This is a genomic window from Paenibacillus sp. JDR-2 (assembly GCF_000023585.1).
Classification (GTDB): domain Bacteria; phylum Bacillota; class Bacilli; order Paenibacillales; family Paenibacillaceae; genus Pristimantibacillus.
Map to the genome: position 1 here is coordinate 948,840 of NC_012914.1, position 21,471 is coordinate 970,310.

The following is a 21,471-nucleotide window of genomic DNA, read 5'->3' on the forward strand; positions in this document are numbered from 1 at the left end:
TGTAAAACCGGCTATCGGCGATAGCCGGTTTTTTCATGTGCGTTGACAGTACTATTCCGCTATAAACCATAGAATAGGTCGTAGGTATAATATATTAGTTCGTTAGTATGGTATATGATACTGTTTAGCATTATCGTTGTCATATTTGAGGATGGGATGGGTCAGGCGATGAGTAGGAACATCTGGGGAAGCGCAATAGGTCGTCATGCATTAAACAGGAAGTTAGCAATTGTATTAATTTTTGCAATAGTAGCAGGCCTGCTGCCGGTATATGGCAAGGCATTTGCAAGCGGGGGAACGGATGCGCTGGATGGCTTGTCGTGGGTAGTAAAGCCATCGGGCTCGACCGATTCTACGGATTCATTCCGTACGGCGGCTTACGGCAACGGGAAAATCGTTGCAACGGGAACCCCGCCAATGCCGTTTATAAGCAGCAATCAAGGCGATATGCACGCTGGAAGTCTGTACCGCACTTCAACAACCGGCGCGGCATGGTCGGCTCTATCAACGGGTAATCACGAGATTAGAAGCCTGGTATACGGCGGACCTGCTAATTTTGTGGGAGTAGGTTATTCCCAGTATATTATGTACGGTCAACAGAGCTATCACGGAAAGATAATGACCTCCAACGACGGGGTGGATTGGAAGTCCGTGACGCCTCCCGGCGAATCGGGAGAAACGCTATACGGCGTAACGTACGGAAACTCGGGTTACGTAGCGGTTGGCGCGAGCAACGATATTAATTTTAATCAAACCCAAACGATTCTGACCTCAAGCAACGGGTCTTCGTGGAGCCAGCAGTTGATGGCAAGCGGAGCGCTTAATGCGGTAGCATTCGGCGGCGGAACCTATGTCGCGGTTGGCAGCGGAGGGACGATACTAAGTTCAACGAACGGCGTGAATTGGACACCGCAAAACTCGGGTGTCACAACGACATTGCGGGGAGTTACATACGGCAATGGACTATTCGTTGCGGTCGGAAGCAGCGGCAAAATTCTTGCGTCAACCGACGGAGCGAACTGGACGTCCGTTACTCCGCCGGTAAGCGGTGCGTTTTACGGAGCCGCATATGGGGAAGGCACCTTTGTAGTCGTTGGCGGCAGCGGTACGATTCTAAGCTCGCCGGACGGTCAGAACTGGCAGCAGCGCGCAAGCGGCACGACGGCTGTTCTGTACGGGGCGGCGTACGTCAACGGAGAATTTATGGCGCTTGGCTCGAACGGTACCATCCTTATGGCACAGCATAAACTCACTTATACGGCGGACCCGAATGGTACGATTAGCGGCAATGCGGAGCAAGGCGTACGGACGGGCGGCGGCGGTACTCCCGTTACGGCCGTTGGAAATACCGGTTACCATTTTCTCAATTGGAGCGATGGCGTCGCGAACGCAAACCGTACGGACAACAATATTACTGGCGATGTCAGCTTAACCGCTAATTTTGAGATCAACGTTTATGGGCTCACGTATGCGGCAGGTCCGAACGGCAGCCTTACGGGCAATAAATCTCAATCGGTCACGCATGGCGGGAATGCTGCAACCGTAACGGCCGTAGCGAATCCGGGCTATCACTTCGTAAGCTGGAGCGATGGCTATTCGAATGCAAGCCGGACGGACAGTAACGTTACGGCTACTCTGAACGTCACCGCGCAATTTGCGATCGATACTTACAAGCTTACCTATACGGCAAATCCGGGTGGCAGCATTGATGGACAAGCATCGCGGGTGCAGACAGTCGATTTCGGCTCCGATGGTCAAGCCGTAACGGCCATGCCGGATCCGGGTTATCATTTCATTAGCTGGAGTGACGGAATCGAGACCGATACCCGCGTAGACCGCGATGTCAGGACGGACAAAAGCGTAACGGCCAGCTTTGCGATTAACGAGTATACGCTGACTTACGCGGCAGCGGACGGCGGAAGCTTGGACGGCCTAATCTCTCAGAAGGTCACGCATGGCTCGAACGGAAGCGAGGTAAAGGCTATACCGAATCCGGGTTACAGCTTCGTCGGCTGGAGCGACGGTGTTGCGACGCCATCCCGGACGGATCTCGCAGTTGTGTCTAGCAAAAGCGTAACGGCGACTTTCGCCATTAATAAATATACCCTGGCCTACACGGCCGGCAATGGGGGAAGCATTAACCAGGATGCCGCTCAAACCGTCGATTACGGAACGGATGGCAAGAAGGTAACGGCGGTAGCAAGCACGGGCTATCATTTTGTAAGCTGGAACGATGGCGTGCTCACGGCATCCCGCCAGGAGAAAAATGTTCAAGCGAGCGTTGCGGTAACGGCGGAATTCGAGATAAACGAGTACGAATTGAATTATACTGCTGGAGCGCATGGGGCTCTGACCGGCGTTGTTCATCAGACGCGGGAGCATGGTTCGAATGGAACGGAGGTTAAGGCGGCAGCGGATCCGGGCTATCACTTTGTCCGTTGGAGTGACGGCGTAACGACGGCCAGCCGCACAGACTTGAACGTAACCGGCAATCTGAACGTAACGGCGGAATTTGCGATCGATACGTTTACGCTTGTCTACTCCGCGGGAAGCGGGGGAAGCGTGAACGGAACGGCAACGCAGGAAGTGAATTACGAAGCAGATGGTACGGAAGTAAAAGCGGAACCGGCGATTGGTTATCATTTCATCGGCTGGAGCGACGGTGTTCAGACGGATACTCGCCAAGATACCGGGGTCGTGGCTGACTTGACCGTCACGGCTAATTTTGCGATTAACAAATATACGTTGACCTACAAGGCGGGTGATCATGGAACGCTGACAGGCAATAAGCTCCAAACGGTAAATCATGGCTCGGACGGAACGGAAGTAACGGCAGCAGCCGATGCGGGCTATCACTTTGTCCGCTGGGATGACGGCGTAACGACGGCCAGCCGTACGGACTTGAAAGCGAATGGCGATCTTACCGTCACGGCGGAATTCGCGATCGACACGTTTACGCTCACTTACTCCGCGGGAGCAGGAGGAAGCGTGACCGGAGGGGCAGCGCAAGACGTCAATTACGGAGCCGACGGTACGGAAGTAAAAGCGGAACCGGCGATTGGTTATCATTTTATCGGCTGGAGCGACGGTGTTCAGACGGATACCCGCCGGGATACCGGGATTGTGGCCGACTTGACCGTCACGGCTAATTTCGCGATTAACGAATATACGTTGACCTACACGGCTGGGGATCATGGAACGCTGACCGGCGATAAGCTCCAAACGGTTACTCACGGCTCGGACGGAACGGAAGTTACGGCTGTTCCTGATTCCGGATACCGGTTCGCCGGTTGGAGCGACGGGGTGGGAACCGCAACAAGAACGGATCTTAGCGTAGACCGTAACCTGACTGTTACGGCTTCATTTGCCGTAATCAGCAGCAACAGCGGTGGCGGTAATTCGAATCCGGCATTCGGCTCTGAGATCGTCATTGACGGGAAGTCTTACCGCTTAGGCGAGCTGAAGTCTTCCACGCGGGGAGAGCAAACGGTATCGACGCTCCATCTGAGTACGGATCAGTTGAAGGAAATTCTGGCTTCATCGGATCAGCAGGTTACGGTTGTGCTTCCAATCAAGACGGGAGCGGATGTCTCCATTGGCGAAATTCCCGGCGATCTGCTGCAACTGCTTATTCAGAAGCAAGCCACCTTGCGAATTGAGACGGAATATGCCGTATACGCTTTGCCAACCGGGCTTATCGATTTAGCGAAGCTGTTTAATAGCAGCGTAAACGCCAAGGATGTCACGGTTAGCGTGGAAATCGGCAAACCGACGGCAGCAATGACAGCATTGACGCAAAAGGCTGCCTTACAGAATCAGCTTAACCTGGCAGCATCGCCTGTTCAATTCTCGATAACGATATCTTATGGAGACAAGAAGGTTGAGCTCACCGCATTTGCTTCCTACGTGAAACGGATGATTGCTATTCCGGATAACATTGCCCAAAATCCGGGGTTAACGGCGATCGTCGTTGAGCCGGACGGGGCTGTACGGCCAGTGCCAACGAAGCTGGTTACCATTGACGGCAAGCGGTATGCCCTCATCAGCAGTCTTACGAACAGCTTGTATGCGCTCGTGAACAAGAACGTTTCCTTCTCTGACATGAGCAATCATTGGTCCAAGAACGCGGTGAATGATATGGCGTCCCGCCTGATTGTCGGCGGAGCGGGAGACGGGTTGTTCTACCCGGACAAAGCGATTACCCGTGCGGAGTTCGCTGCGATTATCGTTCGCGCGCTGGGGCTTCGCATGGAGAACGGCGCAAGCAGCTTCTCGGATGTGAAAGCATCGGCTTGGTATTCCGATGATGTTCAGACGGCTTACTCGCATCAGCTCATTAACGGGTATCCGGACGGCAATTTCCATCCGAATGACAGCATCACCCGTGAACAAGCGATGACGATTATAGCCAAAGCAATGACTTTAACGGGTATTCAAACCGAAACCGATCTACAAGAGAGCAACGCAAATGCCCTGATCAATGTTTTCTCGGATAAATCAAAAATCTCGGCTTGGGCGTCAAGCGGCATTGCGGCTTGCTTGCAAGCCGGAATCGTATCGGGTCAAAGCGCTTCGATTCTTGCTCCCGCTGCGAATATTACTAGAGCAGAAGCTGTTGTTATGATTCAGCGGCTGCTATCGAAATCGGATTTGATCTAATAAATGAAAAAGACGCTTCCTGTCCTTGCGGATAGGAAGCGTCTTTCGTATGCGCGTACGTCAATTTGTCACTTTATTCCGATATTCCTGAGGCGTAATGCCAAAATGCTTCTTGAACAGCTGGATAAAGTAGCTTGGCTTCTGATAGCCGAGCATAACCGAGATTTCATAGATTTTCTCATCCGTCTGGGCTAGCAGGTCGGCCGATTTCTCCATTCTTGCTCGCAGCAGGTATTCGCTGATTCCTTCGCCCGTCTCTGTCTTATAAATCTTGGACAGGTAGGAAGGGTTGAGATAAACATGCGTCGAGATGGAGTGAAGGGAAGCTTGCTCCAGATGATTATGAATGAACTCCTGAACTTTGCGGATAATGCTGGAGCGGGAGTCTTTATCCTCCGAGTTAACCGACTTGCGGTAGGAATCGATTGTCCGGGCTGTCCATGTACGCAGGTCATCAACCGTATGAATCGGGCTGCCGTTCGCAAATGCGTGGAAGTCATCGCCAATCATATCGGACAGCCATTTCTTGTTCTTATGAGCCAGGGCGGCAAGCGTAGCCGCAATCGAGAAGTAGGCTTCCAGCACATGCTCCTGGGATCCCCGCCATTCCTCCTCAATCTCTCGGAAAATAGCTTCAAGCTTCTCGCCGGCAGCATCCCATTGGCCAAGCTCCAGCATCTGCAGCACGGAAGGCGGGCGGTACAGCTCGCCAAGCAGCTGCGGCGTGCCGCGTGTCGGCTCCTTCGCGAGCGACACGAACAATTCCTGTTCGCTGCCGATGAACTGGCGGAAGTTCGTAATGGAAGTCTGATAGAGAGGGCCAACATCCTGCGGGAAGGATCCTCTCTTGCTCGTAAGAATAGAGATGCCGACCTTGAGGTACGATTTCACGACATGCTGGAGCTGGAAGGCATGGCTCTCAATCCACTCATCCAGATCGCTTGTTATGGTTGAACCGGCTTTGGCTTTCAGGAGACAAACGATAAAGCCGTTCGAATCCTTGCAATGCCACATATCCAGCTGGTCGCCGAATACTTCCTCCGCGATATTGGCCAGCGCATAATCGATTAAAGCCTCGCTCTCGCCGTCATCGTATAGACGGTCTTCGTCATCAATCCGGAGCAGCATCACATGGAAGTCATCGTTCTCTTGGAACGGTACCGTATAAGTGGCAAGTTTTTTGGACAAGCGCTGCGGGGACAATGACTGCTTGCCGCTCAGCATATCCAGAAGCAGATACTCTCTCAGCTTTGGCAGCTGCTCCCGCAAGGAGTACATCGCGCGCTGCATCGAGCTGATCTCAAGCCACTCCTGTTCAAGCTCCTTGATTGCGCGGCGAACCGAGGTCAGCAGCTCATCGTCCGAGGCTGGCTTCAGCAGATAATCGCTGGATTTCAGCTTCAAAGCCTGCTTCGTATATTCGAAGTCGGAGTAACCGGATAGCAGAATGCATTTGGTATGCTTCCAGTTCTGCTTGATTTCCTGAATAAGCTCCAGTCCTGTCATTCCCGGCATCCGGATATCCGTAATCACGACATCAATGGCATGCTCATGCAACAGCCCAATGGCTTCCGGACCGGAATAAGCTTTATGGACAACGTCAACGCCGGCTTCCTCCCATGGCAGCATATCTGCCAGATCGTCGGCAAGTATCGATTGGTCGTCTACAATTAGAAGTTGGCGCATCTCTTATTCCTCCTAAGAATTATGCTTATGAATGTGCTTGGGTCATTGGTTCCCTTCACTGTCATTAGGCCAATACAGCTCGACGGTAAGTCCGCCGTCATCGCCGCGTATCAGCCGGACTCCGGCTTCCTGTCCATATTGCAGAGTCATCCGCTGGCGCGTATTCCACAGGGCGCAGCCTTTATCCTCCGTCGGAGGCATCGACATTTGCAGCTTTAATTGGGCGAGCTGTTCCTCCGTTACGCCAACTCCGTTATCGGTGACGGTTATGACGTTGTACCGGTCATTTTGCGAGCCGGTTATTTGCACCTCACCGCCGCCGATCGGCTCAAGGCCGTGCAGAACGGCATTTTCGACAATCGGCTGAAGGATTAACCGCGGAATTTCAAGTTCCTCCATCGCTTCCGGAATCGTAATGACATAGGTCATATCCTGGACGTTCATCGCCTGGATCGCCAGATAACTCTTCACCAGTTCGATTTCCTCACGCAGGTAAGCGAGTTGTCTTTCGGATCTGGTTGTATACCGGTAATACCGGCTGAGATGCAGCGCAAGCTCCATAACGGATTCTTTTTCCCCAAGCCTCGTAAGACTGCGGATCAGAGAGAAGCAATTATAGAGGAAGTGCGGATTAATCTGCGACTGCAGCTGCTTCAGGTTGGCATCCCTTGAACGAATCTGCTCCAGATACACGTTTTGGATGAGCTGCTCGATCTGAGAAGCCATGTCATTAAAGCTGACGAGCAGGAAGTGAAACTCGTTGTTCGGATGGAACACCTTCAGCTTCGGATATTCGCCTTTCTTCAGCTTTTTCACGCCGCGGATCAGCTCCCGGATCGGAACCTGCACGTTGGTGTACAGCACATAAGCCGCAATCGTGCTGCCGATAAGGAGAAAGACGATGCAGATGTAAAAGAGATTGCTGTTCGCCGTAATCGGCCTGACAACATCATCGATAGGCAGGTAATCAAAGAGGTACCAGCCAAGCTCGGGCATGTACACGCTGTTGACGGTGTATTCGATGCCATCAAGCTTAATGCGGGTATACTGCGATTCCGAAAGCTTTTCCAAATTCACCTTGGCAAGCAGCTTCTTTTGCAGCTCGGCATCGGAGCCGTTAACCGCAAGAATCCTCTGATCCGGCGAGCTGAAGAAGACATCTCCCTTGCTGCCCGCCTTGAAGCGTTCGAGCGCTTTCACTAATTCATCCGCAGAGAAGCTGACCTCAACGATAACTCCCGCATTACTGGATGAGCTGTCATAGGGCTCGCTGAGAAACCTTACAAACCTTGGATTGTTCTGGTAATAAGGGGCAACGTTCTCGGTATATTTCCAAACCTTTGAATAGTTTTTCGTTACGAGATCTTTATCGTATTCCAGATGGAAGTCGGTTGAAACGAAGGTGTTGGTGGCCGGCGCATAGATGCTAATCGTTGTATCCCAATCGGAGGAGGCATTAATCAGCCGAAGCTTGTCGGCAATGCGAATCTTCTGGTCCGTTTGTTCATATAGGGTGGCTATCTCCAAAAATTCGAGGGTACGGACGTTAATGTCTTCGGTTATCATAAGGCCGCTCTTCGCCAGCTGTTCCGCCGTTTCATCGGTCTGGGCCGCAAAGTAGGACAAGTCCTTGTGCATGGAGATTTCCACTTCGTTCATAACAACGTCCATGCTTGTCTTATTCGAAAACCAGTAGAGGGCGATAATCGGAATGAGCAGCAAAACGATGATGCCGACTATTTTTGTAAACGTATTCAATCGCAGCGACATTCTGGTCCGTCTCCCCGCAGCAAAGTGGATGAAAACAAAAAATTTGGGTATCGTTCTAAAATCATTGGCGCAGACTTCGCGATTCCCCGATTGCTATACTTACTATACATCATGATGAAACTCTGTCAATCGACAAATAGAATAGCGGAAAGGACAATGGGGATGGGGACAACGACAAAGGCGATAGCCGGCAATGAGGTCTTGCGGCAGGAGACTGACAAATCGAAAACGAGAGGATTTTTGAAGAGGACATGGCCGCTTCACGTCATGCTGCTTCCGGCGGTAATCCTGCAATTTATATTCGTGTACGTACCTCTCGGAGGATTGGTTATCGCTTTTCAAGACTACAAACCGTACGATGGCATTTTCCATTCCAAGTGGGTAGGGCTTGAGCATTTCAAATTTATGTTCGATTATCCGGACATTAAGCAGGTTATTACGAACACCGCACTGATTGCGGGACTAAAAATTATATGCGGCATTATCGTGCCGTTCGTGTTTGCTCTTTTGCTGAACGAGGTGAACTTTAATCCTTTCAAGCGTACGGTGCAGACGCTGGTCTATCTGCCTTACTTCATCTCCTGGGTGTTCCTGGGAGGGATTCTGAACGACATGCTCGCATCGGACGGAATTATTAACTCGGTGCTTCATAACTGGTTTGGCGTGAAGGAGTCCATTCTGTTCCTGGGCGATGGGAACTGGTTCCGGTTTGTCGTTGTGCTTAGCGATGTCTGGCAGCAGTTCGGTTACGGCACAATCGTGTATCTCGCGGCGTTGGCAGGGGTGAATCCTTCCCTCTATGAGGCGGCGGAGGTAGACGGCGCGACACGCTGGAAGCAGACGCGGCATGTAACGATTCCTTCGCTTCTGCCGATTGTAATCGTAGTGGGGACGCTGGCGCTTGGCAATATTTTGAACGCAGGCTTCGACCAAATCTTCAACTTGTATAATCCGCTTGTCTACAGCAAAGGCGATATTATAGACACGTTCGTTTACCGTACGGGTATTCTGAACGGGCAGTACAGCTTGGCCACGGCAGTTGGCATCTTCAAATCACTAATCGGTTTTGTGTTAATTATCGTCGGTTACAAGCTCGCTCAAAAATATGCGGATTATAAAATCTTCTAGAAAGGGGTACCTGCGCACATGTATCAAAAGACATTTGGTTATCGGGCATTCTCGGTATTTAACTATTTAATCCTGGCTCTAGCAGGCCTGTTGTGTATTATACCTATCATTCATATACTCGCGATCAGCTTTAGTGCCAGTGCTCCCGCGAATGCGCATTTGGTCGGCATGTGGCCGGTAGATTTCAATACCGAATCGTATACGAAAACCATGAACAATCCGAATTTCCTCCGGGCGTTCTGGATCTCTATCGGGCGTACGGCACTTGGCGCATCCATTACGCTGGCGGTTATTACGTTAGGCGGTTATGCGCTGTCGAAGGATACGACGGCATTCAAAGCCCGTTCGCGATACGCTTGGTATTTCGTATTTACGATGTGGTTCAGCGGCGGTATAGTGCCTCTTTACATCGTCATTCGCAATCTTCATATGATGAATACGATTTGGGCGCTTGTTCTTCCTGGCTCCGTTGCCGTATTCAACATGATTCTCTTGATGAACTTCTTCCGCGCCACGCCAAAGGAGCTTGAGGAAGCAGCCTTTATCGACGGAGCGGGACATTTCTCTATTCTGTTCCGAGTTTATCTGCCTCTGGCTATGCCGGCGATTGCTACGATGTCGCTGTTTACGATTGTCGGCAACTGGAATGCTTGGTTTGACGCTTTGCTCTATATTAACGACTATCGCAACTATCCGCTCGCAACCTTCCTGCAGACGATTATCGTTCAGCAGGACTTCAGCAAGCTGAACCCGGACGTGAATGAACTCAAGAACATTTCCCAGCGTACGGTGAAGGCGGCTCAGATCTTTATCGGGATGCTTCCGGTTCTGGTCGTGTATCCGTTCCTGCAGCGGTTTTTCGTCAAAGGGATTGTCCTTGGCGCGGTAAAAGAATAGAAATTAAGAAGATAACAAAATGGCATGTTACTCAAAATTATGGTATTTCTATCAGTAAAAACCAAGACTATAGTATTACTTGAGAGTAAATAAAGCGCTCTCATGCTATAATAATCATTTTACGGGGGGAAAAAAATGCATAATTCAATGAAAAAGCTTATGCTCGTTTCGTTGACTGGCGTACTTGCGGCAAGCCTTGCGGCATGCGGATCAAACAACAATAATAACGGTAATAAGCCATCTAACGACCCTGCAGCAACGAACTCCGGCAACGCGGCAGCAACGAACAATGCGGGCACGGACAACGCGGGAAGCGGTGCGGACGAGACGGGCTGGGACGGCAAGAAATACGTAGAGCCGATCACTCTGACAACGGTTAAAGGCGTAGGTACGAACTACTTCTTCAAAACGGGCGAAACGATGGAAAACAACGTTTTGCAAAAGTATATGAAAGACAACCTTGGCATCGATGTTAAATACGACTGGGTTGTAACGGATACAAACGACGCTTACAAAACGAAGCTTCGCCTGATGCTTTCCTCCGGCGAGAAAATGCCTGACGTTATTACGTACCGCGGCGATATGGAAACCGTTAATATGCTGATTGACTCCGGTCAATTCATGTCGGTTAACGAGCTGTTCGACAAGTATGCCGGCGATGAGTACAAAAAAGCGGCAGCACTAAACCCGGATACCTTCCTTCCGGTAACGCGCGACGGCGAGAAAATGGCGCTTCCGGTTCTCGACTACGCATACAACGACGATATGGTTCTATGGCTTCGTCAGGACTGGATGGATAAATTAGGCCTTCAAGCTCCTAAAACGGTTGCCGACCTTGAAGCCATCATGGATGCATTCACCAATAAAGATCCGGATGGCAACGGCAAAGCGGATACATTCGGTATGGCTCTCGGCTTCAAAAACGGCTTCCTGAACTGGATGACGGACGTGAGCTGGCTGTTTGGCGCTTACGGCACAATGCCGGGCCAATGGAACAAAGCGGCTGACGGCACGCTGGCTTTCGGCTCCGTAGATCCGGCTGCCAAGCAAGCTCTCAGCACATTGAAAACCTGGATGGATAAAGGCTGGATCTCGAAAGACTCCGGTTTGAAAGACGATACTTCCGGTTCCGAGTTCTTCACGAAAGGTCAAGCAGGCGCAATCGTTGGCCGTAACTGGCTGCCGGACTGGCCGTTTGGCGATCTGATCAACAACGTTCCGGGCGCGAAATACAAAGCTTATCCAATCCCTGCCGGTCCAGACGGTAAAATCGGTTCCCAAAGCGGCAACCCTTCCGTTAACGGCTGGATGCTGATCAACAAAAAGGCGGCTCATCCTGAAGCGCTGCTCCGCTACTACAACTTCTTCTTCGATAACTGGGCGAACCCGCAAAAAGGCAGCGAGTTCGAAAACGGCTTCGCGGAAGGCTACGACTGGGCTAAATTGCCGGACGGCACGATCACGAAGGATCCGCAAAAATATCCGGACCTGTTCCCGAACTATGCGGACCGCACGCATCTCGTAGAGCCAATCTACTACTCGCTGACATTTGAAGGCGCTCGTCAACCGGCTCTGTATGCGGACACGATGATTAAGCTGTATAACGGCGAAGCTCCAACAACGCCATACGAAGAGCAGACAAAAGCCGTTCGTAAACCGGAGAATCTGGAAGCGATGAAGATCGTTATGGATCAAAAAGATATCCGTATGAAAAACTACTTCCAAGGTCCTCTGACGGAAACAATGAAGTCCAAAAACGAATTGCTGAACAAACTGGTTAACGAATCGTTCTCCAAAATCATCTACGGTCAAGCACCGCTGGATTCGTTCGATACAATGGTAGAGAACTGGAAGAAATCCGGCGGCGACCAAGTAACGAAAGAAGTTAACGATTGGTACGCTTCGGCTTCGAAGTAATCTAGCAATAGCTGCTAGCAACAGGATAAGGAACGCCATATTTACGTCAGGCGTTCCTTTTCTTTTGCCGGTAATCATTTATTGAAAATTCTGAAAACGTTTACAACTAGAACAGTCACCCTGGTCATCTTGCTTGAGAGGGGAAACAGTGTTGACTAGAAAAAAAACAAGAAGGTTATTGTCGTTAGTGATGTCGGTCGTTATTGCCGTAAGTTATGTGCCGTCAGCCGTATTTGCGGCTTCGGATACGTCAGCGGTAGCCACAAGTGCTGCTGCGCCGGATGTTGCGGGGCATTGGGCTTCGCAGCAGGTAACGGATTGGACATCGAAGGGTCTCGTTAACAGCTATCCGGACGGAACCTTTAAGCCGGAGCAAGGCATTACGCGCGCGGAATTTACGAAGCTGATTAACAGCTTGTTTGGCTTTACGGCAAAAGGAGAGAACAGCTTCTCGGATGTTGGGGCAAATGCATGGTATGCCGATTCGGTGTCGATCGGAAAGAAAGCAGGCTTTATTAACGGTTATCCGGATGGAACCTTTAAACCGAATGCGGCAATTACAAGACAAGAAGCGGCAAAAATGGCTGCGGGACTGTTCAGTTTGCCGGCAGTAACGGCTGCTGACCCGCTTGAAGCCTTTCAGGATAAATCGCAGGTTGGCGCGTTTGCGGTAGAGCCGCTGGGCCAATTGGTAAGCGGAGGTTATTTGAAGGGCTTCCCGAACGGGACGGTTCAGCCGCTTAAGTCGATTACGCGTGCGGAAGCGGTTGTTCTGTTAAGCCGTCTGGCAGGCGAGGTTTACGTGAAAGCACAGACATACAAGGATCAGAAGCTGGCGGGCAACGGGCTGGTGAACCTTGACGGGGTAACGATCGAGAATTCGGCAATCGGCGGGAATCTCTATTTGACCGCTGGGATTGGCGAAGGCGATTTTACGCTGAAAAACACGGAAGTGAATGGAACCATCTTTATCAGCGGCGGCGGGGTACATAGTATTCACCTGAACAATGTGCACGTGCCAGCTATCATTGTTGATAAGAAGGAAGGTCCGGTACGCGTCATTGTTGACGGCTCGGAGGTCGGAACGATGGATTTGAATTCCGATACGGTACTGGAGACGAACAATTCGGATATCGATCATCTGAACAGTAATCAATCCGATTCCAGCTTGAACGGGAAAGATCTGGACAAGGATCAGACTTATGTCGTAGACAGCGGAAGTACTCCGGGAACCGGTGGTGGAAGCAACGGCGGCGGTGGGACGCCAACACCTGCGCCGACTGCAGCGCCAACCCCGACACCGACGCCAACGCCAACGGAGACGGCAACCCCGACACCAACGCCAACACCAACGCCGGTTGATGAGTGGGAAGTGGTCTGGAGTGATGAGTTTGACGGATCCGGCAGCAATCTCGATACCAATGGCGTAAACCTCGACAAGTGGGGTTATCAGCTTGGCACGGGTTCGCAATACGGCCTTGACGGCTGGGGCAATAACGAGCAGCAAAGCTATGAAGCGGACAATATGAAGGTGGAAGACGGCAAGCTAGTGATTACGGCGAAAAAAGAAGCGAACAGCAATAATAAGCCTTATACTTCGGGCCGGATTTTCACTCAAAATACGTTTGCCAAAGCCTATGGCAAGTTTGAAGCGAAGCTGAAGCTGCCGAAGGGGCAAGGCTTCTGGCCAGCGTTCTGGATGATGCCGGCAACAAGCGAATACGGCACATGGGCATCTTCCGGGGAGATCGATATCATGGAAGCGGTCGGCCGACTGCCGGGCGAAGTTTCCGGAACGATCCATTACGGCAAAGCCGCTCCGGGCAACCGCTACACGGGTAACAAATACAACTTCCCAAGCGGAACGGATTTCAGCGGCGAGCATGTCTATGCCGTTGAATGGGAGCCGGGCGAAATCCGCTGGCTGGTGGACGGAGTTGTCTATCAAACGCAAAACAACTGGAACAGCTGGGGAATTGACCAGCCGGCGAAATATGCTTATCCGGCACCGTTTGATAAACCGTTTTATATGATTTTGAACCTGGCGGTTGGCGGTAACTTCGACGGCGGCAAGATGCCGCTGGACGACAATGCCCGTACGATGGAAGTCGATTATGTCCGCGTCTACGATAAGAAGGGCGGATATGGAGCGGAAGGACTTGAAGAGCCAAAGGTTGAACAAGAGGCTCTGCCTGACAATCATAAACCGGCCATTGACGGCAACTACGTGCATGATATCAATTTCGCGAATGGCTTTAAGACCGTAGCAACAGACTCGGATACCTTGGATCCGGAAAAATGGAACTTCGTGCATGTCCCTACTTATAACGGCAACGGCTCCATCGGAACCGACGTTATTGGCGGCAAAACGTATGCTAAAGCGGATATTACGGCGGGAGGCTCGCAGGACTATTCCGTACAGCTCATCCAGAATGTTACCGTAGGCAAAGGCAGATACTACAAGCTTTCCTTTGATGCCAAATCCACTACGAACCGGACAATGTCCGCCAAGATCGGCGGCGGCGCTGACCGCGGCTGGGCAACTTATTCCGACGTCTTGTCGGCAAGCCTGACCGATGAATTCAAAACCTACAGCATGACGTTCCAGATGGCTGCCGATACGGATGTCCTGGCTCGCCTGGAGCTTAATATCGGTCTGAACACAAATCCAGTATGGATCGGCAATGTGAAGCTGGAGGAAGTGGACGCACCGGATCCGTATAACGAGGACGCGGCGAAAGAGCCTATTAACGGCAATCATGTCTATAACGGCAATTTTGACCTTGGAAGATTGGACCGTCTGACTTACTGGCATTTCAATACGGCGGACGGTGCGGCGGCAACAGCTTCCGTAGATCCGGAAGATCGCGAATTCAAGGCGAATATTACGAATGGCGGAGCGAATGCTTCTTCCATTACCTTGCTTCAAAAAGGCGTCAACCTGATTCCGAACAACGACTATCAAGTGAAGTTTAACGCAAGCTCAGCTTCCGACCGTACAATCAAGGTTGGCATTCAGAAGCAGGACGGTACGAATGCGGTGGATCCAATTGAAGTGAATCTGACTTCTTCATCCGCTGTACAGACGGTGAACTTTAACTCCGCGGCAGCAGCCGACGACAAAGCGATTCTTGTCTTTATGCTTGGCGGAAGCGATGCGGATGTCAACATCGATAATGTGGTTATGACCCGTCTGACCAACAATGGCATCGGCGACTTGCCGCTCTCCGAGCAGTTCCCGCTGAAGAACGGCGACTTCTCGAACGGCAAAGCATCGTGGAACCTGCATGTGCAAGGCTCTTACGACGGCTGGGATAAAGTGACCGGCTATAACGAAGAGGCAGGAAGCATGAAGGTTAACGTAAACAGCGTTGGCAACAATCCTTGGGATGTCATGCTGATGCAAAACGATTTTACTCTCCGCAAGGACAATACCTATCTTGTATCCGTAGATCTCAAATCAACCGCGGAGCGCGACGTGGAGATTGTCGTGGATAATGCCGGCGGACGGCTGCTCTCGAAGATGGAGCACCTGACGGCAGACTATCAGACCTTTACGTATGAGCTGCCTGTTACGGCAGATACGTTAGCCTCCTTTAAAGTACTGCTCGGCAAGCAAGCAACCAATCCGGCAGGCGCGCATGATGTGTACGCGGACAATGTACGCGTGGAAATCAAAGGCGCACGCGAGAAAGCCTTCCTATTAAAGAACGGCTACTTCACGGACGGGGAAGCGAACTGGTCGAAACATATTCAAGGCGTCTATGACGGTACTTCGAAAGCAACGTTTGATTTTACAAGCGGCAGAGCAAAGATCAATGTCGAGAATGTAGGCGCGAATCCTTGGGATGTGATGCTCTTCCAAGAACCGCTTCCGGTGAAGAAGGATAATACCTATATCGTAACCTTTGATGCAAGATCAACAGTGGCCAAAACCATTGAGGTTATTGCGGAGAACGGCACTTATACCCGTTATCTGAATCAAAAATTTACGCTAGGCGAAACAACGAAGAGCTACGCCTTCGAGTTTACGATGCCTAAGGATGATACGGTAGGCTTGAAGTACCTCCTTGGCAAGAACGGCGATGCCCTGGCAGCTCATGATGTCTTTATCGACAACGTCCGATTCGAGCGGAAGGGCGCCAAGGAAGCATTGGGAGAAAGGGTATCGCTCGTGAACGATATCCGCCTTACTTCGGCTCCAATCGTTACGCCTGACGTGACGGACAACAGCCTGGGCAAGGACATTACGCTGACCTTTGCATCCCAGCCGGGCTGGAGCAGCTCGATTAACGCGATCACCGTGGACGGAACAGCGCTTGAGGCAGAAGATTACGCGGTGGGAACAAACAGCATTACGATCAAAGCGAGCGTATTTGCAGCAGCAGGCGATTACGTTATCGTTATTGCGGCAACCGGTTACGAGCTGGGGCAAGTCACGCAAACGGTCGAGGCGCAGCAAATGTGGAGCTTGGTCTGGTCCGACGAGTTTAACGGCGATGCCGTCACTCCCGATACAAACGGCGTCGACTTGACGAAGTGGGGCTACCAGGAAGGCAATGGCTCCGAATACGGCGTTGCGGACTGGGGCAATAACGAGCAGCAATACTACCGCAAGCAAAATATCGCCGTTGATCCGGCAACCGGCAATCTGGTTATTACCGCGAAAAAAGAGACGTTTAACGGCAAGCCGTATACGTCCGGCCGTCTCTGGACCAGCAATACGTTTACGAAAGCCTACGGCAAATTCGAAGCCCGGATGAAGCTGCCGGAAGGAACAGGCATATGGCCGGCCTTCTGGATGATGCCAGCCGATAGCGAATACGGCGGCTGGGCAGCATCCGGAGAGCTCGATATTATGGAAGCGAGAGGCCGTCTGCCGCATGAAGTCGGCGGAACGATCCATTACGGCAAGAACGCTCCGAACAATAAAGCAACGGGTGCGGCTTACACCTTCCCCGAAGGCGAATCGATCTCCGGCTATCATACCTACTCGGTAGAATGGGAGCCGGGCGAGATCCGCTGGTACGTGGACGGCAATCTCTATCAAACGGTTAACAACTGGAACAGCTGGGGAGCCGATCAGCCGGATAAATACGCTTATCCCGCGCCGTTTGACAAACCGTTCTATATTATTCTAAACCTGGCCGTCGGCGGTCAATTTGACGGCAATCGTCTTCCGGCTGACAGCGATCTGCCAGCTAAAATGGAAGTGGACTATGTTCGCGCCTACGAACTGACGGGCCGTCCTTACCGTACGCCGGTAGAGCCGGATTCGAAGGACGAGATTCCGGCTAACGCAAAAGCGATTGTCGATCAGGACTTCGAGCATGGCCTGACCGATATTACGGATTCCACGCAGGCGCTTGATGCGAACTACTGGAACTTCCTGCATACGCCGGACTTTGGCGGCGCGGGTTCCGCGGTTGTGGATACCATTGGCGACGATAAGTTCGCCAAAGTATCGATTACGGGTGGCGGCAACCAGAATTACGCTCTGCAATTGATTCAGTATGCAACCATTACGAAAGGCCATGCTTACAAAATCAGCTTTGACGCCAAAGCGGCGGCGGCAAGAAATATCAGCCTGAAGGTAGGCGGCGATGCGGATAACGGCTGGGGCGCTTATTCGGATAATTTCGATGCCGCGCTGACAACCAATCTGAAGCATTATGAATACCGCTTCCTGATGAATAACGATACCGATCTTGCCGCGCGGCTGGAGCTTAACCTTGGTCTCAATACCAATACGGTATGGATCGGCAATATCAAGATCGAAGAGGTTGACGCGGTATCCGAGCAAAACGGGGCAAAAGCGCCGCTTGGCAACGGACAGCATGTGTACAACGGCAATTTCGATCTGGGATCGATGGACCGTATGACTTACTGGAACTTTGAAACTTCAGGCGGCGCGAATGCTGCCGCTTCGGTTGACCCAGATGCAAGACAGCTTGATGCAGCCATCGCAAACGGCGGAGACAGTCCACCCAACATTACCTTAACGCAAAAAGGAATCAATCTGCTGCAAAACGATTCCTATAAACTGAACTTCAAGGCTTCGGCAGACTCGGAACGTTCCATTAAGGTTTCATTCGTAAGCAAAGACGGCCATACGGTCTATGCTTCGAAGGACTTTACAATCGGCACGGCAATGGGCAATCAGGAGTTCGCGTTTACCATGCCGGTTGGCGTAACGGATGAGGAAGGCCAGCTTGTCTTTGGACTAGGCGGCAATGATGCGGATGTTGCAATCGACAATGTCTCCTTGATCCGCACGACAAATAATAACTTCGACTTCACGGGCGTGGATCTGTTCCCGCTGAAGAACGGCGATTTCTTCGCCAGCCTTCTGAATTGGGAGCAGAATACGCAAGATGGCGGAGCTGCGCAATTCTCTACGGAGAATGGCGCCGCGAAGCTTAATATCACAAGCCTGGGCAATCAGCCGTATAGCAATATGCTGATTCAAGGCGGAATGAGCTTCAAGAAGGGCTTAACATATACGCTGGAGTTTGACGTAAAAGCCTCCGTTGCCCGCGACCTGCAAGCGACATTGGAAAATGCATCGTACGTCCGGAGATTTGATTCCGGCATGCAAACAGTCGGTACGGACTGGACGCATCTGAAATTTACGGTTCGCCCTACAGCCGACGAATTGCTGGCGCTTAAAATCATGCTTGGCAAGACGCCTGGCGGTGCGGTAGGTACCGTATGGATCGACAACGTGGTGCTTGAAGTGGAAAATGCGCCGGTGAAGCGTCCGCCTACGATGGTAGCGGACAGTACGGATAACCTTGCTGGCCAAGAGATCGCGATTCCTTTTGCGGATGACGCTGCCTGGAGAGGCGCTATTACGTCGGTGTCCGTAAACGGTGCTGCTCTGAATGGTTCGCAATACACCATCACGGCAGGTACATTGACGCTTCATTCGGATGTCTTCTCCGTTGACGGCAACTACCCTGTGAAGGTAGCCGCGACCGGATACGGCGATGCTGTCCTGACGCAGCAAGTTTTCGCCGGCGATGGCAACCTCGTATTGAACGGCAGCTTTACGAACGGTACGGCGAACTGGGAATCGTGGAAAGGAGCCGACGACTACTCTTCGATTACGGTAGAGGATGAGAAGGCGACAATCCAAATCAACTATAACGGCGGCATGGATCCGCAATGGGGCGTTCCGTATACGTGGTCCACGCAGTTCATGCAATCCGGCATCAAGCTGCAATCCGGCAAAACGTATGAGCTAAGCTTTAAAGCCTGGTCGACCGTTAACCGTCCGATTCTGGTCGAGTTGACCGGGTATAGCGGCAATCAGCAGGTGTTGTTCAATCTTACAGGCGACTCTTCTACGGTCTACACGAAAGTATTGAAGCCAACAGCCGACATGACGCTGACGGTGAAATACTTGCTCGGTAACGTGATTAGCGGGGACATCACGACACCATCCGGCGAGCATACGATTCATATCGATGAAGTAGCTGTCCGCGAGAAGGTATCACCGCCAACAGTAACAGCAGATTCGACGGATAATAAGCTGACCTATCCAATTGAACTGACTTTTACGGATAATGCCGCGTGGAGTAACGCCATTACGGGTATTACGGTTGACGGGGAAGCTGTGACTGCAGGTAAATATACGGTTGCAGCAGGCAAAATCACGCTTGACGCGTCCCTGTTCCCATCGGTCAAGACGTACTCGATCGCCATCCTGGCTAATGGATATGCGGCAGCGGAAGTTTCGCAGGAAGTGAAGACCAACGCGAAGAACATCGCGCTTGGCAGCACGGCAACCGCATCGACCAACAATCAGCCTGCGTCTAACGCGATTGACGGCAAGGCCGGAACAAGATGGGAGAGCGCTGCACAGGATCCGCAGTGGATCTCGCTTGATCTGAAGAAGCTTTACAAGCTGGACAGCATGACGCTGAGCTGGGAAGGGGCTTACGGCAAGACGTATACGGTTCAAGTCTCTTCGGCGGAAACGCCGGGGGATAACGACTGGACAACAATCTTTACCGAGCCTTCCGGCAACGGCGGTATCGACAACATTACGCTGCACGGCGAAGAAGCGCGTCATGTACGGATCTATGGTACGGCAAGAGGTACCCAATGGGGCTACTCGTTGTGGGAGGTTGAAGTATACGGCAATCCGTTGAGTCCCGATCCGGTATTGCCGCTTGGTCCAGCTTTGACAGCGGATACGACCGATAATAAGGTTGGCAATAGCATCGATCTTGCCTTTACCGGCGATTCCGCATGGGAAAGCGCGATTACGGCCGTTAAAGTAAACAATGCAGCACTTGCAGCCGGTCAGTACACGGTTGCGGCAGGCAAAATTACACTGAACCCAAGCGTATTCGCTGCGGCAGGCAGCTACCCTATTACAGTGACAGCATCGGGTTATGCCGATACGGAAGTGACGCAAGTCATCGCAGCGGATGTGAACCTTGCCCTAGGCAAGACAGCCGTCGCTTCCTCCGTACAAGGCGCATTCCTGGCGGCTGAAGCAACTGACGGCGATTCCGGCTCGAGATGGGGCGCGGATTGGACAACAAACACGGATAACCATCCGGAGTGGATTTACGTGGATCTTGGTGCCGTAGAATCCTTCAGCAAACTTGTTCTGAACTGGGAAGGAGCTTACGGGAAATCGTTCGACATTCAAGTGGCTCAGCCTGGTGCCGATCTGACCGATAACGCGAGCTGGACGACAGTCCATACCGTCTCGGGACAATCGCTTAGCGGAGACGGCTTGAAGCAGATCATCAACCTGGATGCGCCTGCGCAAGGTCAATATGTTCGAATTTACGTAACGGAGAAGGGCTTTGCTCCATACGGTCCTTCGTTATACGAAATCGAGATCTATAACAGCTAGTAAATTGTATTGCGCAAAAATGCCCGCTCGAGGCACGTTTGAGCGCAAAAAGACACACTAATTTGTGAGGTTAGACTCACTATTGCGCAAAAATGCCCGCGATAGGCATGAATACAGCGGAAAAGCTCACTAATAGTGAGCTTTTCCGCCGTAAAGCGGTGCTCGGTGCTGCTTCAAGCTCGAAATAGTGAGTAATTCCGCCTAAAGCGCACGCTTCTCCTCACAAACAGTGAGGCTACCTTCACTATTGCGCAAAAATGCCCGCTCGAGGCACGTTTGAGCGCAAAAAGCCACACTAATTATTGAGGCCACCATCACTATTGCGCCAACATGCTGCCCGAGGGTTGTATTGGCGAAGAAAAGGGGTGTCCAATCGTCATGTTCATGACTTATGGGATACCCTCTTTTCTTGTTCATGCGGCGTTAGTGCGGTGCGGGTGAGCAGAGCAATAAGACCCCAGCAGGGTCTTATCATTAGATCGATTAGTGGAAATGATCGGTATAAGACCCTTTGAGGGTCTTATTTGCCTTAATGGCCG

The 21,471-nt window shown here is 51.6% G+C and carries 7 protein-coding genes; 5 read left to right on the forward strand and 2 right to left on the reverse strand.

Translation table 11 applies throughout. The features are described 5' to 3' along the window. Positions 1 to 168: 168 nt before the first annotated feature. A complete protein-coding gene (locus PJDR2_RS31730; RefSeq protein ID WP_190276179.1) occupies positions 169 to 4,659 on the forward strand; it encodes an InlB B-repeat-containing protein in 4,491 nt (1,496 codons plus the stop codon). A gap of 60 nt (positions 4,660 to 4,719) precedes the next feature. On the opposite strand, the gene PJDR2_RS04225 is transcribed toward PJDR2_RS31730, so the two are convergent. Continuing rightward, positions 4,720 to 6,345, reverse strand: coding sequence for a response regulator transcription factor (locus PJDR2_RS04225; protein ID WP_015842445.1), 1,626 nt, complete (start codon positions 6,343 to 6,345; stop codon positions 4,720 to 4,722). A 42-nt stretch (positions 6,346 to 6,387) separates the two neighbouring features. Next, positions 6,388 to 8,115: a sensor histidine kinase gene (locus tag PJDR2_RS04230; protein WP_015842446.1), complete on the reverse strand. Its 1,728-nt coding sequence runs from the start codon at positions 8,113 to 8,115 to the stop codon at positions 6,388 to 6,390. Between the two features lie 162 nt (positions 8,116 to 8,277). Here PJDR2_RS04230 and PJDR2_RS04235 point away from each other — a divergent pair, with 162 nt between their 5' ends. From PJDR2_RS04235 to PJDR2_RS04250, 4 genes are all read left to right on the forward strand, one after another. After that, on the forward strand, positions 8,278 to 9,243 hold the full coding sequence (locus tag PJDR2_RS04235) for an ABC transporter permease (RefSeq protein WP_015842447.1): 966 nt from the start codon (positions 8,278 to 8,280) through the stop codon (positions 9,241 to 9,243). Between the two features lie 18 nt (positions 9,244 to 9,261). Beyond that, positions 9,262 to 10,140: a carbohydrate ABC transporter permease gene (locus tag PJDR2_RS04240; RefSeq protein ID WP_015842448.1), complete on the forward strand. Its 879-nt coding sequence runs from the start codon at positions 9,262 to 9,264 to the stop codon at positions 10,138 to 10,140. Between the two features lie 135 nt (positions 10,141 to 10,275). Next, positions 10,276 to 12,057 (forward strand): extracellular solute-binding protein, encoded by a 1,782-nt coding sequence (locus tag PJDR2_RS04245; protein WP_015842449.1) that lies wholly within the window; start codon positions 10,276 to 10,278, stop codon positions 12,055 to 12,057. A gap of 148 nt (positions 12,058 to 12,205) precedes the next feature. Beyond that, positions 12,206 to 20,932 carry a carbohydrate binding domain-containing protein gene (locus PJDR2_RS04250; RefSeq protein WP_015842450.1) on the forward strand — a complete coding sequence of 2,909 codons (8,727 nt, stop codon included), beginning with the start codon at positions 12,206 to 12,208 and terminating at the stop codon, positions 20,930 to 20,932. The last annotated feature ends 539 nt before the right edge of the window (positions 20,933 to 21,471 follow it).